Origin of the sequence: Marinifilum sp. D714 (genome assembly GCF_030851345.1) — a bacterium.
Classification (GTDB): domain Bacteria; phylum Bacteroidota; class Bacteroidia; order Bacteroidales; family Marinifilaceae; genus Marinifilum.
Window position 1 is genome coordinate 237,783 of record NZ_JALPNU010000003.1, and the last position, 13,552, is coordinate 251,334.

General features: G+C 33.7%; 12 protein-coding genes. 2 read left to right on the forward strand and 10 right to left on the reverse strand.

Annotated features, from left to right (window positions below; genetic code table 11):
• Positions 1-170 precede the first annotated feature (170 nt).
• From M0051_RS04590 to M0051_RS04620, 7 genes are all read right to left on the reverse strand, one after another.
• Positions 171-1,409 (reverse strand): competence/damage-inducible protein A, encoded by a 1,239-nt coding sequence (locus tag M0051_RS04590; RefSeq protein WP_306740370.1) that lies wholly within the window; start codon positions 1,407-1,409, stop codon positions 171-173.
• A gap of 12 nt (positions 1,410-1,421) precedes the next feature.
• Entirely contained in the window at positions 1,422-2,669 is a 1,248-nt protein-coding gene (locus M0051_RS04595) for a M48 family metallopeptidase (protein ID WP_306740371.1), read from the reverse strand.
• A gap of 70 nt (positions 2,670-2,739) precedes the next feature.
• Entirely contained in the window at positions 2,740-3,813 is a 1,074-nt protein-coding gene (locus tag M0051_RS04600; RefSeq protein WP_306740372.1) for a DUF6340 family protein, read from the reverse strand.
• Between the two features lie 26 nt (positions 3,814-3,839).
• Entirely contained in the window at positions 3,840-5,933 is a 2,094-nt protein-coding gene (locus M0051_RS04605) for a hypothetical protein (RefSeq protein ID WP_306740373.1), read from the reverse strand.
• A 58-nt stretch (positions 5,934-5,991) separates the two neighbouring features.
• Positions 5,992-6,474, reverse strand: coding sequence for a YciI family protein (locus M0051_RS04610; RefSeq protein ID WP_306740374.1), 483 nt, complete (start codon positions 6,472-6,474; stop codon positions 5,992-5,994).
• A gap of 199 nt (positions 6,475-6,673) precedes the next feature.
• Positions 6,674-7,558, reverse strand: a complete 885-nt coding sequence (locus M0051_RS04615; RefSeq protein WP_306740375.1) for a DMT family transporter — start codon at positions 7,556-7,558, stop codon at positions 6,674-6,676.
• A gap of 429 nt (positions 7,559-7,987) precedes the next feature.
• Positions 7,988-8,782: a hypothetical protein gene (locus tag M0051_RS04620; RefSeq protein WP_306740376.1), complete on the reverse strand. Its 795-nt coding sequence runs from the start codon at positions 8,780-8,782 to the stop codon at positions 7,988-7,990.
• A gap of 210 nt (positions 8,783-8,992) precedes the next feature.
• On the opposite strand from M0051_RS04620, the gene M0051_RS04625 reads away from it, so the two are divergent.
• Positions 8,993-10,297: a dicarboxylate/amino acid:cation symporter gene (locus M0051_RS04625; RefSeq protein WP_306740377.1), complete on the forward strand. Its 1,305-nt coding sequence runs from the start codon at positions 8,993-8,995 to the stop codon at positions 10,295-10,297.
• Positions 10,298-10,337: 40 nt separating this feature from the next.
• Here M0051_RS04625 and dapA read toward each other — a convergent pair whose 3' ends face one another.
• Positions 10,338-11,258, reverse strand: a complete 921-nt coding sequence (gene dapA / locus M0051_RS04630) for a 4-hydroxy-tetrahydrodipicolinate synthase (RefSeq protein ID WP_306740378.1) — start codon at positions 11,256-11,258, stop codon at positions 10,338-10,340.
• 281 nt (positions 11,259-11,539) lie between these two features.
• On the opposite strand from dapA, the gene M0051_RS04635 reads away from it, so the two are divergent.
• Complete coding sequence (locus M0051_RS04635; RefSeq protein WP_306740379.1) at positions 11,540-12,199, forward strand: hypothetical protein; 660 nt, start codon at positions 11,540-11,542, stop codon at positions 12,197-12,199.
• Here M0051_RS04635 and M0051_RS04640 read toward each other — a convergent pair.
• Both M0051_RS04640 and M0051_RS04645 read right to left on the reverse strand, forming a co-directional pair.
• Positions 12,196-12,693, reverse strand: a complete 498-nt coding sequence (locus tag M0051_RS04640; RefSeq protein ID WP_306740380.1) for a YchJ family protein — start codon at positions 12,691-12,693, stop codon at positions 12,196-12,198. The genes M0051_RS04635 and M0051_RS04640 overlap by 4 nt on opposite strands.
• 2 nt (positions 12,694-12,695) lie before the next feature.
• Entirely contained in the window at positions 12,696-13,550 is an 855-nt protein-coding gene (locus M0051_RS04645; protein ID WP_306740381.1) for a hypothetical protein, read from the reverse strand.
• Positions 13,551-13,552: the final 2 nt, after the last annotated feature.

Genomic DNA, 13,552 nt, shown 5'->3' on the forward strand with positions numbered 1-13,552 from the left:
ATTAAGATTAGCTATTGAAATTTAGGAAATTATGAAACAAAAACCAATAAATACTTTATATAATATTATCTATCTGAATAAAAACCGTTCTCATATTTAAATTGCCTACACTTGTAATCACAAAAAAAAGGCTTGCCATAAAGCAAGCCTTTCAAATCATCTATCTCATTTTATTTTTCCAATTCTTTTCGGAGTAAGTTCAATACTTTAAAAGCGGAAACCTTTATATTTCTTTCCCTTACTTTATATAAGTCGAGTTTTTCTGATCGCACACCAAAATCTCCAGCGAGTGCAATCCAAACCGTACCAACAGGTTTTTCATCGGTTCCTCCATCAGGACCTGCAATACCAGAGGTTGCTACTGCATAATCTGTATTTAGCACCTTCCTTGCTCCCACAGCCATTTGTTCAACCACTTCTCTACTTACAGCTCCGAACTCCTCTAAATCTTTAGAATTTACTCCCAATACATTTTCTTTGATTTCATTGGAGTAAGAAACAACGCTTCCTTTAAAATAGGCAGAACTACCCGCTTGCAAAGTAATCAAGTGAGCTATATATCCTCCAGTACAACTTTCTGCAGTTCCCAGGGTTTTTCCCTTCGATATTAAAAGTTTGGCTATACATTGCTCAATGGCAATATCGTCGTAAGCAAAAATATTATTAGGAAGTATCTTTTTCAATTTCTCAACTTCCTTATCAATAATCTTTTCAAGTGTAGGTTTATCCTCGCCAGTAATACTTAAACGCAACCTTACCTTTCCTGGGGAAGGCAAGTAAGCCAACTTCATCTGCCTTGGTAGGTTTTCCTCCCAATCGCTCAGTATATCAGCCAGAACCGACTCTCCTATTCCATCAGTCATAATGGTTTTATGAACTATTTCAGGAGTTTTAAAATACTCTGTAATTGCTGAAATTAAACCGTTCTGCATAATTCCTTTCATTTCGAACGGAACGCCAGGCATGGATATCAAAACCCGATTGTTTCTCTCGAACCACATGCAGGGTGCAGATCCAAAATTATTAGGAATGATTCTGGCACCATCAGGAATTAGAGCCTGTTCCCGATTGAATCGGTTCATGGGTATACTATACTTCGCCAATCTATCTTGAATTTTTTGATACAATTCATCATCCTGAATGAGCTTCATTCCAAAATAATCACTCAAAGTCTTCTTCGTGATATCATCATTTGTAGGACCTAAACCACCCGTCATTAATACAAGAGGAGATCTTTTCAAGGCTGCTTCAACTGTTGTTACAATATCATTTGCCTCATCCGATATACTTGTGATTTTGGATACACCAATTCCATATTTGTTTAACTCCTTCGCCATCCAGGCAGAATTTGTGTCCACAATCTGCCCAATCAATATTTCATCTCCTATGGTAATTATTTCTGCTTGCATTCCTTTTTTTAATTAGTCTTTGTTTCTAGTAAAATTAATTGCTTTCAACCTTTGCAATAAGGTTGGATGCGAATAATAGAAAAACACGTACGCCTTGTGTGGTGTTAGATTACTTAATGTACTTACCGATAGTTTTATTAAAGCATCCCCCAGTGATTGTCCATCGTAGTTTTGCTTTGCGTATTCATCTGCCTGATATTCATTAGCTCTGGATAATAAATTCATACCTAATCCTAATATGCTTGAAATTGGAGAGTAGAGTATTCCAAATGCAATCAATCCTAAATGGAAACCATGCTGTTCTGCTCCGAGAGCTGCCGATAAGTTTTCATTGCCAATAAATAGAGAAAAGATATAAAACATCAATCCGGTTTGCAGCAATGACAAAATGATCCCGCTTCGGGTATGCTTTTTCTTGTAATGACCAATTTCATGAGCCAAAACCGCAACAATTTCTTTGGTTGATAATTCACTGATCAATGTATCAAACAGAACAATTCGTTTCTTGGCTCCCAAACCACTGAAGTATGCATTTCCCTTCGACGATCTTTTTGAACCATCCATCACATATACATTATCAAGCTTGAATCCTGTTTTATCCGCAAACTTTTGAATCTCATCCTTCAATTCACCTTCCTCCAATGGAGTTTGCTTGTTAAATAATGGAACAATTAATGAGGAATAAAACATGGTCATGAATATCATGAAAGCGGCTAAAACAGCCCAAGCCATCCACCAAAAGTTATCGGTTGTCTGGAGGTATATCCAAATTAAAAGAGCTAGCAATCCTCCTCCAATTAACATGCCTAGTAATCCTCCTTTGATCAAGTCCATGATAAACGTTTTTAATGTCATTCTGTTGAATCCATACTTTTCTTCAATCACAAAGGTTGAATAATACGAAAATGGCAAGCTGATAATGCTTGATGCCAACATGATGACTCCAAAGAAAAGAAGGGCCAACCAAATAGGATTTGTTGTGTATTCTCTAACCAACTCATCAACCCAGGCAAATCCGCCAAGAGCGATCATTAAAAAACTTGTTACAAAACTTATTACCGATGAGATAAAACTAAGCTTGTACTTCTCTTTCTGATATTCCTGAGATTTCAAATACTTTTCTTTCTCATAAATACCTTCCAATATTTTCGGTAAAGTTGGTGACCAATTTCTTAGATTCAGAATATCCAATATACGTTCAAGAATAAAATCAAAACTTAAAATGATAAGTATGATGTATAAAATTGTTGTTGCGTTCATTTCTCAAATTTTTATTTGCTAAACAAAATTAAAAAACCCCTGAAACTATACTCTTTCAGGGGATCTTTTTTTATTCTGTTTTCTCTTTTCCAAAGAATTTGTCGAGTAAATAATTATTTTGCGTTCTACCGATTAATTCTTTATAATATTCTTTTACAAATTTAAATTCCTTTGGCTCTTTATCAATCTCTCTATACTTTTTAATTGCTCTTCTCACCCAACTACTCGCCTCTTGATATTCTTCCTTTAATTCGTATGCCAATGCCATGTTGTAACATGCTCTACCTGCTAATTTCTTATCTTCTGAATCCACATGTTTTTTCCACATTTCAATTGCCTGATCAACACTATCATTATTCAAATAATAACTAGCTAAAGAAAAATCCTGATGCCCGGCAATAAAATACTTTCTTGTGAAAGAAATCCATTTAGGAGAAATTAAATCAGCATAATCTCGACCTATATCATATGCTACTTCGGCATTTATCTCTTTACGTTTAGGCATTTTCTCCTCTATCAATTTTGTGTAAGAGTAAGAACTAGTTTCTGTAAATAAACTATCCGTAATCATTCTTTCATCATGAAATTTTTGTGATAAAGGATCATAAATTCTCCAGACAACAAAATACTTTACATCTGTTATTCCCCAGTTTTCTTCGCCTTTTATGATTTCATATTCATTATATATTTGAAGGTCTTCCAGGCATATTAAGATATCTGAACCGTTAGACTCACAAATACTATCAACTCTATCCCAAGACATGGGATCATAGTGTCTATCTCCTTCAATATGATTTTCTGGTAATCGTGTATATGAAACGCTGTCCAATTCAAAATATGCAGAGAGATTTTCATTTAAACCTAAATGACAATTAATAGCACGAATCTCTGAATAGTCTACACTATCCTTCAATCTTAAATTATTTACCTTATAGTAATTCGATAAAGTATCTAAATCAAAACTCAAATTTCTATCAACAAATCCAATTGTCTTAACATCGGGAGGAATAATTACCTTGGGCGCCTTTAACCCTTCAAAATCATATAATGCCATGGTTTGGCAACCAGCAAAAATAATTGGTAAAACACCTAATAAAAGGAATTTTCGAAAATTACGCTTTGTAAAAGATATTCGTTTTGTCATTAGTGTGAAATTTCATGTGGTTAGAATTAATTTCCTAGCCAATATTTTCTCAAAAACCATTCCAAAATCATTAATATGATAATGAAACTTAATAAATATATTAAACTTACTGCATTACCATAATTAGATTCATAAGAAATTGTAGGTTTTATATATTTATCATTCTGAAAGTGAGTTTTTATCTTTTTAGAATCAAAACTACCAAAGTAGATTCCATTCGTACTTTCTGAAATTTGTTTTAATGTTATAGTTTCCGCTTGCAATCGTTTCGATTCAATAGTATTGGAGCGAACTATAAATTCACCGGAACGCACCAAATTCTTAGATAATCCAACTGTCTGAACTTTATAATTATATCTTCCATTTTTTAAACTATTGATTGTTAAATCATAGTCATTTTCCTTTCTTGAGAACTGATAATTATAGGTCTTCCCATCTTCATTAGTTAATACAAATTGAAGGTCTAATTTGTTTATTAATTCATAACTGTCATTATACAATTCGGCTTGAATTTTTACTTGATTTCCTTCTGCATAGTCTTTATCATGCCTAATAATCAACTGATCTTTCTTCACTTTTAAAGCCAAATACTGGATAGTTCTATTGACAAAATCGTTAAAATGATTATTCGAGTCAAACAATTGAAATTCATTCAATTTCCAACGCCACATTCCTTCTCCAAATATCCAACCCATTTTTCGATCTTGCACAGAGCCAAAAGCAATTAATGGATATTGCGTATCTACTCCTTTTATTTTCTGATAAGCTAATATTTGAGATTCATTGTTCAATTTAATATCACCAAAAGGAGTTCGAATCGGAGGTAATTTTTCAAATACATTCTTTTCTTTTGATTGCAGATTAAATAAAGAAAAATTCTGATTCCCCATATAAACAGCATCCTGATAATACTCATTTTCGCTATTTAAACGAACTCCCAGATTTAAAGAATTCAATGAATTTAAATCTGAACTTGCTCCCACAACAATTAATGTAGGAATTTTAGCCAATTCAATTTGTTTGAACAAATCCTGATAATTCTTTCTTTTGGATGGTATTTGGTACAATACAATCAAATTGGTTTCTTCAAAACTTACTTGTTTCTGACTTAGATTAAGCAATTCACAGTCGAAATTAAAATTCTCCAAAATTGCTGATTTAATGGCTGCAATATCTGGATGATATTGATCGAAAGCAATCACAATTTTTCTTTTGGAATCCAGAACATCAACAACAAAATCCGCAGTATTATTTTTTAAAGTATATTCAGGGAAAGCAGAACTAACTTTTACACTATATCTTTGTAAACCTTTTTGCTCGGCATCTAACAAATAATCTTTTTCAAGATAAAAGTTTTCTCCCGCTACATTTATTTCATCTTGCAATAAGAGCTTAGTCTTATTTCTTATCTCGACAAATAGTTTTTTATTTTTAAAGTTTAAAGCCTTAATTCCTACTTTTACTGGTAGTTTGGTATTTGTAAAACCAATTCGATTAGATTTTATAGAGTAAATCGACACATCATTAATTTCCAATGTATCTCCAAGCTGAATCGTATGAATTGGCATACCAATATCAGAGCTTAAATAACGAGGATTTGCACCTGAATTGTATAATCCATCACTAGCCAAAAGCATTTGAACATTTCCCACACTTCCATAATTGTCTTTTACAAACTGAAATAAGGAAGAATAATCGGTTGAAGGTTCATTAAAATCCAATTCTGATAAAGCCGAAACCTTTTCACCAAAACTTAAAGATCTTACCTCATAATCATCTTGTAATGAAGCTATCAGTTCATGAAGATCTTTATGGTATTGATTTAAATAATAAGATGAGTCCTGTCCCAATTTCAAGGACATTGAATTATCCTGGGCAACAATTAATACTGGTTTATTTTTAATTCTCTTTTGGTACTTAATCCTTGGTCCTATTAATAAAAACAACAATAAAAAAACAACAAAAAAACGTAAACCAGCAAGCGTTGTAGTTTTCCAAACAGCTATTTCTTTTATTAAGATTTGTTTGTAAAAATATAAGCGATATACAATTGCTATCGAAAGCAAAAATATCGGTAATATCCACCACAATGAGTATTCGGTAACCAGAGAAATATCCAACTTTATTCTTTTTTATGTAGCAAATGTAATAAACTATTCTATATGTACCGTATTAACTCTATTGTTCACTTACATTTTGCTTTTGTAAACTCTTGTGAATTTTATTTACCTGCTTCAAAGCAGCAGAACCATACCAAGGATGTAGTTCCATTACCAACCTACCTGCTTTTATTGCCGGATCCGTCTCAGTTAAAGCCTTGGCTTCTTCAATGCTTTCAACATTAAAAATATAAATCCCCCTAATTTCACCATCATCAAAAAATGGACCAGCCAAAACCAACTTACCTTCTTCTGCCAATCTTTCAATATTTTCTAAATGAGCTTTCTGTAGTTTGGCAGCTGTAATAGAATCTTGACTGCGAACGGGACCTCGCTTTAAAAATGCCATAACATACTTACTCATACCATACTGATCAGCTTTCAATTTAGTTGCTAATTCAGCATTGTATCCGTTTTTTACTTTATTCTCATTTGGTTGGTTAGATGAACACGACAAAAAGATACCAAAGGCAGCAAACAGCCCATATTTTATGAGTTTCATAGCTATTATTTTATTCTGATTGATTCTAAAAAAGCAAGATAATTAAACTTTTAAACTTCTTTAACACTTTTTCGCAGTGCTTAACCGTTTTTGAGCCTACATTTGTAATATAACAAAACAGAAAAGTGGTTTTTTCATAGAGTTATAGGGTTATAAAGTGAATATAGAAAAGTCGGGGTGGTTCCCGACTTTTTTGTTTCTAGTAATTTCCTATCCTTAGAAGAGCTTTTACATCTTTCCCCTTCAATTCGGCAAAAAGAATTCCAATAAATATTAATAATCCACCAAATATGGTTTCTTCTGTAAGCGCCTCATTTAAATAGAAGTAAGCAGTAATTGCAGCAAACAAAGGCTCAAAAGAGAAAATGATAGAAGTTGTAATTTCAGAGATATACTTCTGATAATAATTCTGAACCGTATACATATAAGCAGTAGCAAACAAGGCCGTAAACAAAATAGCCTGCCACAATTTATATTGCATTGGGATATACAAATCGCCATTGATTCCAGCATGGGTCGTACAGATCACCCCTACCAACAGAAACTGAGTAACCGATAGTAATATGCCATCACACTTTTTACTAATGTTTCCAACCATGATAATATAAATTGCAAACAGAATGGCCGATAGAAATACCCAGGTATCACCAATATTTAAATCCAAACTACTGCTTAAGGTTAGCATGGCCAAACCCATTGTTGCCATCAGAACCGCAATAAAAATATTACTGGATGGTAATTTTCGCTGAATGATTGAGAGAATTACAGGAACAAATACCACCGAAAGCCCAGTTATGAAACCTCCTTTTGATGCGCTGGTATACTGTAAACCGATAGTTTGTGCCAGAAAACTAGATAGCAATGGCAAAGACATTAATGCTCCATACTTTAATGTTGTTCTATCCAATCTCTTAATCCTTTTAATAAAGATCAAAGCCAGAACAAATCCTGCCAACAAAAATCGATATCCCAAAAACCCCGCTACACTCATTAATGACACAGCATCCTTAATGAAAACAAAGGTCATTCCCCAGAAAATGGTTCCCAAAAGAAGTAGACCAATTGCTTTAAATCTTAAGCTCATCACAAATAGATTTTAAAATTACTACTCAAATTAGCTTCCATTGAAGTGAAACTCCGATACGAGATCCAGTATCTCTTCCAGATAGAAATCGGCAAATACTCAAATACTTTTTTGAAGTAATCGTACCAATACAACTTCACAAATCAATGATTCAACAATGAAGCTATGGTACACAGAGAAGGTCTGTGATGAGCAAAGGTGATATTCAAAATCTTCCATAGCAGGAATATCACCCGATAGTAACACTCAATCTGCTGCGAATATATGCTTTTTATTAAGAGAGACAAAAACATTTCTCTATAAGGTAAATTTCCCAAATAGAATCGATTTCTTTCAAGAAATTACAAACGGTCTTAATCTAAAAACGAAAAACTTTTTATTTATTAATTTTTAAAGCGTTTGGGCATTAAAAAAACTGTTTTTTTTCGCTTATATATCGAACCCGGGGCGCACAAAGTTTCTTGCCTCTGGAAATACTTCCTCTACCAAGGTTCTTAAACCCGAAAGAAGAAGTAATATTGGCAACATTCTATCTTCTGCTCCTTGAAATTGGTGCATGTAACTTGTCCATGCATCAATTGAATTGTCTATTGAAATCAGAGCTACTTTTGCTGATGCCACGCTGTCGTGAGCATAAAAATCGTTGCCAGTTTCTTCAGTATTCGCTTTACTCCGTAATGCTCTAAAAAGTTTACTTGGGATGATAAACTGAAACCAACGAATAATTTCAGATTTATCGAAAACAAGTAACTCCGCATCATTCATCTCCTCTTCTTCCTTAAAATCAAAAATTTCCTTTAAAGAGTGAGATCCTACGTATAAAAGTGACTCAAAATCAGCAAACCAGGCATCTACCAGTTCCGAATATTTATCAGCCTGAAGCATCAATTGGCTTTTAAAAATTAGCTCATCTTTTTTTTCTTCCTCTTCGGCATCAAAATTCGCTGATTGTTGTGGCAACTCCATACCTAAATCTTTTGCCGCCTGATTCAACAATTCCATACTCAACTGAAACATCTCATCCAAATTCTCCATTGCAGATGAAGCTTCTGCTTCTGTATCATGTTCCGTTGATTTTAAGTCAGGCACCCCTTCTTCCATCATCTTAAAATTAAGACAGTTGGAAGTAAATTTACAACGCTCACACCATCCATCACAGTAATTGTAAATTCCGGGAATAAGGTTAGGATTCTGTATTAGTGCAAAGAGTAAATCTTTATTCATTGAGTATAGTGATCTTAAGTAATAGCATAATAATCAGAAACAATACAGTTTACATATTTTTTATCAAAAATAATTGACATTCTTAATTCAATAGTTTATGTTATAAAAAGTATTGATTCAATTAAATTTTTGCATAGGCGTAAGCCTGGCTTCTTTTTCTTACAAAATCTATTGTACTAAATATTGTTCATTTTGTTGCATAAAAATCCAATGTTTTTAAAAAATAAAAATAGGGGCTCAAATTCAGGCAATGCTAATACTCTTCTAGTAAGCATTATGATTGCCATTTTTTTGGGTTTTTTTGTGGGTGGAATATTTCCAGAAATGGCTTTAAAATTCTCGATATTTGGCGAAATCTTCTTGAATATTCTGATGATGCTGGTGGTTCCCATGGTAATACTCTCCATGCTGGTTGGCATTTCAAAATTAGACAATCTTCGTAGTTTGGGAAAAATTGGCAGTAAAACTATGGTTTATTATCTCTCTACAACGGCAATATCAGTATGCTTGGGAATTGTTTTGGTTAATTTAATTCAACCGGGAAATGGATTAAATATTCCGTTGCCTGATGATTCCAATCAATACATATCAAAAAGCACGGCAATTTCTGAAACATTAAAGCAGCTAATCGTTGGAAATCCAGAACAAGAACAGCAAGGATTAATTGCATACAATTTATTTCTTGCCATGGCAAAAATGGACATTTTGCCTCTAATCGTCTTCTCTTTGTTTTTTGGCGCAGCTTTATCTTCTCTCGGAAAAAAGGCAAAGAAAACCATTCAGTTCCTTTCCGTTTTAAACGATGGAATCATGCAATTGGTAAATTGGGTAATGTATATAGCTCCTTTGGGTATTTTTGGATTAATTACTGCTCGAATTGGAAAAGCTGGTGGTTATGAAGGCTTTCTTCCCGAATTGATATCCCTTGGTAAATTTAGTCTTACTGTACTTTTAGGATTATCTATTCATGCATTACTTGTTTTGTGTTTACTCTTGAAATTTATTGGAAAAAGAAATCCCATAAGTTTTGCAAAAGGAGTTGCTACTGCACTAATGAATGCCTTCTCAACCGCATCAAGTACTGCCACACTCCCCCTTACACTTCAAGGTGTACAGCAACAAAATAAAATATCAAAAAAGATAAGTAATTTTGTTCTTCCTTTAGGTGCAACCATAAATATGGATGGAACTGCCATTTACGAGGCTGTTGCTGCAATATTTATCGCACAGTTATATGGAATGGAATTAAGCTTTGCACAACAAGCCGTAATTTTTCTAACTGCCACACTTGCTGCCATTGGTGCTGCTGGTATACCCGAAGCTGGATTGGTGACTATGGTAATTGTTTTAAAAGCAGTTCATCTTCCTATTGAAGGAATTGGACTTATTTTAACCATCGATTGGTTATTGGATAGGTTCAGAACTACAGTAAATGTTTGGGGAGATAGTGTCGGTGCTGCAATCATAGAAAGGTACGAAAACATAGAAACCACCTCTGAAGAGATGGTTTCTTAAGATTATTATTTCAGGGGGGGAAATATAATCAATGAATTACTTACAATTCTTCAATTTCTGACATATAAGTGTTTGTTTGTACCAATAATTTTTGCAATTCAACCATCAATTTGGTTTTATTCTCATCTTCCATTCTGCACATTGGTGAACGGAATTTTTCCTGTACTTTTCCCATCAAGCTTAAACCTGTTTTTACAGGTATGGGATTAGATTCAATAAAACAAAGCTGAATAATATTTAGATATTTAAAATGCAATTCACGTGCAGTAATTAAATCGCCTGCTAAAGCCGCTTGTATTAAGTCGTGAAACTCTTTTGGAAATAAGTTTGCAACAACCGAAATTACACCGTCAGCCCCAAGGCAAACTGCAGGAAAAGCAAGAGCATCATCTCCTGAAAATACCATGAATCCTTCAGGTTTATCACGTAAAATACAAGCCATTTGCTCTAAGTTTCCTGATGCTTCTTTAATACCTGCAATATTTTCAATCTCATTTGCTAACTCAACTACCAAATCAGCTGGGATATTAGAAGCTGTTCTTCCTGGAACATTATACATGATTACAGGAATCGATATTGCATTGGCAACATGAGTAAAATAGTCTTTAAGGCCTTTTCTGGTAGGCTTGTTGTAATAAGGAGAAACAACCAATACAGCATCTGCTCCCAAAGATTCTGCCATTTGAGAATTTGCTACAGCTGTAATTGTAGAATTAGATCCTGTCCCTGCTATAACAGGGATGCGTTTATTCACCTTATCAATAACGAATTTGATAACCTCAGAATATTCTTCTTTAGACAATGTTGCCGCTTCACCTGTGGTTCCACAAACTACGATTCCATCTGATTGATTTTCGATATGAAATTCAATCAAATCATCTAAAGCTCTGTAATCAACACTTTCATCTTCGTTAAAAGGTGTTACAATCGCTACAATTGATCCTTGCCAATTCATTCTCATTTTTACTTTTTTATTCTTTTATACAGTTAAAAGAGCATTAAAAATAATCCCGATAAACTTCTGAAATCAGATATCTAAAATCATAATCCTCGCTCAGAAGATTACCAGTATTATTCTCCTTGATTAAAATCCTACTTGGTTAATGTAGGGTTGTGGTTTACGTGGGCAAATATAGATGCAGTAAATAAATCAATAAAATTTTTAGAAAATTTATTCAAAAATTCTACATTTTGTGATAATTTCAACATCTTTGTGATGAAATTCAACAAATATCAAGAAACATGATAACAATTCCACAAGTTGTAGAGAAAATTGTGAGTACTCAGCCATTTTTGGCAGAGGCATTGGTCGAAGGATTAATTAACGTTTCTTCTTTAGCGCGCAAAATACAGAATCAAGTTGAAGATACCGTAAAAAAACCCGTAAAAATAGGGGCAATAATTATGGCTTTAAACAGATTGGCTCCAAACCTTGAAGTTAAAATCAATCCTGGCCTAAAAGACGTAATAACCAATGTAGGTGATATTATTGTTCGTTCGAATTTGGTTGATTTCACTTATAAAAATTCAAATACTTTAATTGAAAAGCACACCGAACTCTTGCGTTCCATTGGTCCAAACCAGGAGTTTTTCTACACCATGGTACAAGGTGTTTTTGAATCAAACCTTGTAGTTTCCGGATCCTTACAACAAAAAGTTGAGGAAGCATTTATTGGCGAAGAGCTGGTTGCCAAAAGTGAAAAGCTCTCTTCGGTAACCTTAAAGCTTCCTGCTACCAATTCTCAGCAATTGGGTTTCTATTATTTTATTCTAAAAAATATTGCCTGGGCAGGGATTAACATCGAAGAGGTAGTTTCTACAACCAATGAATTTACCTTAGTTGTAAACGATTCTGATATCGATAAAACATTTTCAGTTCTTAAAAATATGGGGAATAATTAATTATTCCCCTTAATTTTGCCAAAACAGCATTTCTTAAATTTCTTACCGCTACCACAATAGCATGGATCATTTCGATTCGGCAGTTTTGGTTTTATTTCTTTCGGATACTCCCCTGAAACATACACCCACTGTTCATCTTCCTTTTCGAAGAAGGAGTTTTCGTGCAAGCACTGATCTATTCCATCTTCTTTATAATAAGCTTTAAACTCAACATGCCCAATATTGTCAATTGAATTACCATTGTTGATATTTACAACTTCTAATCGTTGCCATTCTACAGATTTGGCCCAGTCTAAAATCTCTTTTACCTGGTTAACCGGACGAGTTTTCGATGCGTAAGTTTTTAAAATATAATCGATGTCGGCAATTACAAATGCAGAATAACGACTTCGCATTAGTTCCTCAGCAGTTTCAGCTTTCTTTTTTCCTGAATGAATGACTCCACAGCACTCTTCGTAGGAATTTGATTTACCACAATAACAAGATGAACTCATAACTATTTTTTATCGAATCCTTGAAAGAATTCATCAAGCTTATCGAAATCCTGTTCTCCAATTAGTCCCAAGAATTTTGAAAACTCAGGAGTTAATGTGGTAAGAGCATCCTTAATTTTAAACATTGCGTTGAATTCCGTAATAAATTCAGATCTCATATCGAATGCACACACCAAAGTTTCATAGAAAACACGGAATAAATTTCCTTGACTATATAAAACCTGATCATCAATAGATATTACCTTCATAAGATTCATCAACAAATCAAGGTTTTTAAGTTCTATAGCAACAGCAAATCCCTTTGTAAAGTTGGCAAATAGCATCTGAAGAGATTCCTTATCATTGTATTCAGGAATCGGAACTGGTGTAAATTTGCAGTCCTTAAACATTGCCAATGCCTCTTCCCTCTTTCCTGATGTTAGCAACATAAAGGCCTTAACATTTGTCAAACACAAGTGATAAAATTCTTGATATTTGTCTTCTGGTAAATCCTGAAAAGCCTGATCAAGAACTTGAACTCCTTCACTCATGGCATTTACAATCTTTTCATCTCCTCTTTTAAACGAAAACTCTGCCATAAATTGCAAAGCCCAATTCAATCCGTAAACCCATTTCCCATTTTTAGAACATGAAGAGTAACCTTTTCGATATTCCTCTCCTGCTTCTTTCAATTCTCCGAATAATGAAAATGCGCCTGCACGTAATTGCAGTATTTCCAGATAATATGCTGCATCATCTTTCAATTTTTCTACTGAATTATCAGCCAAAAATTCTCTGATTAAATTTGGGTTCTTCTCCTGAATACCTTTATTATACGATTCAATAAGAGCCTGATATATTTCTTTATTAGTCTGCATTT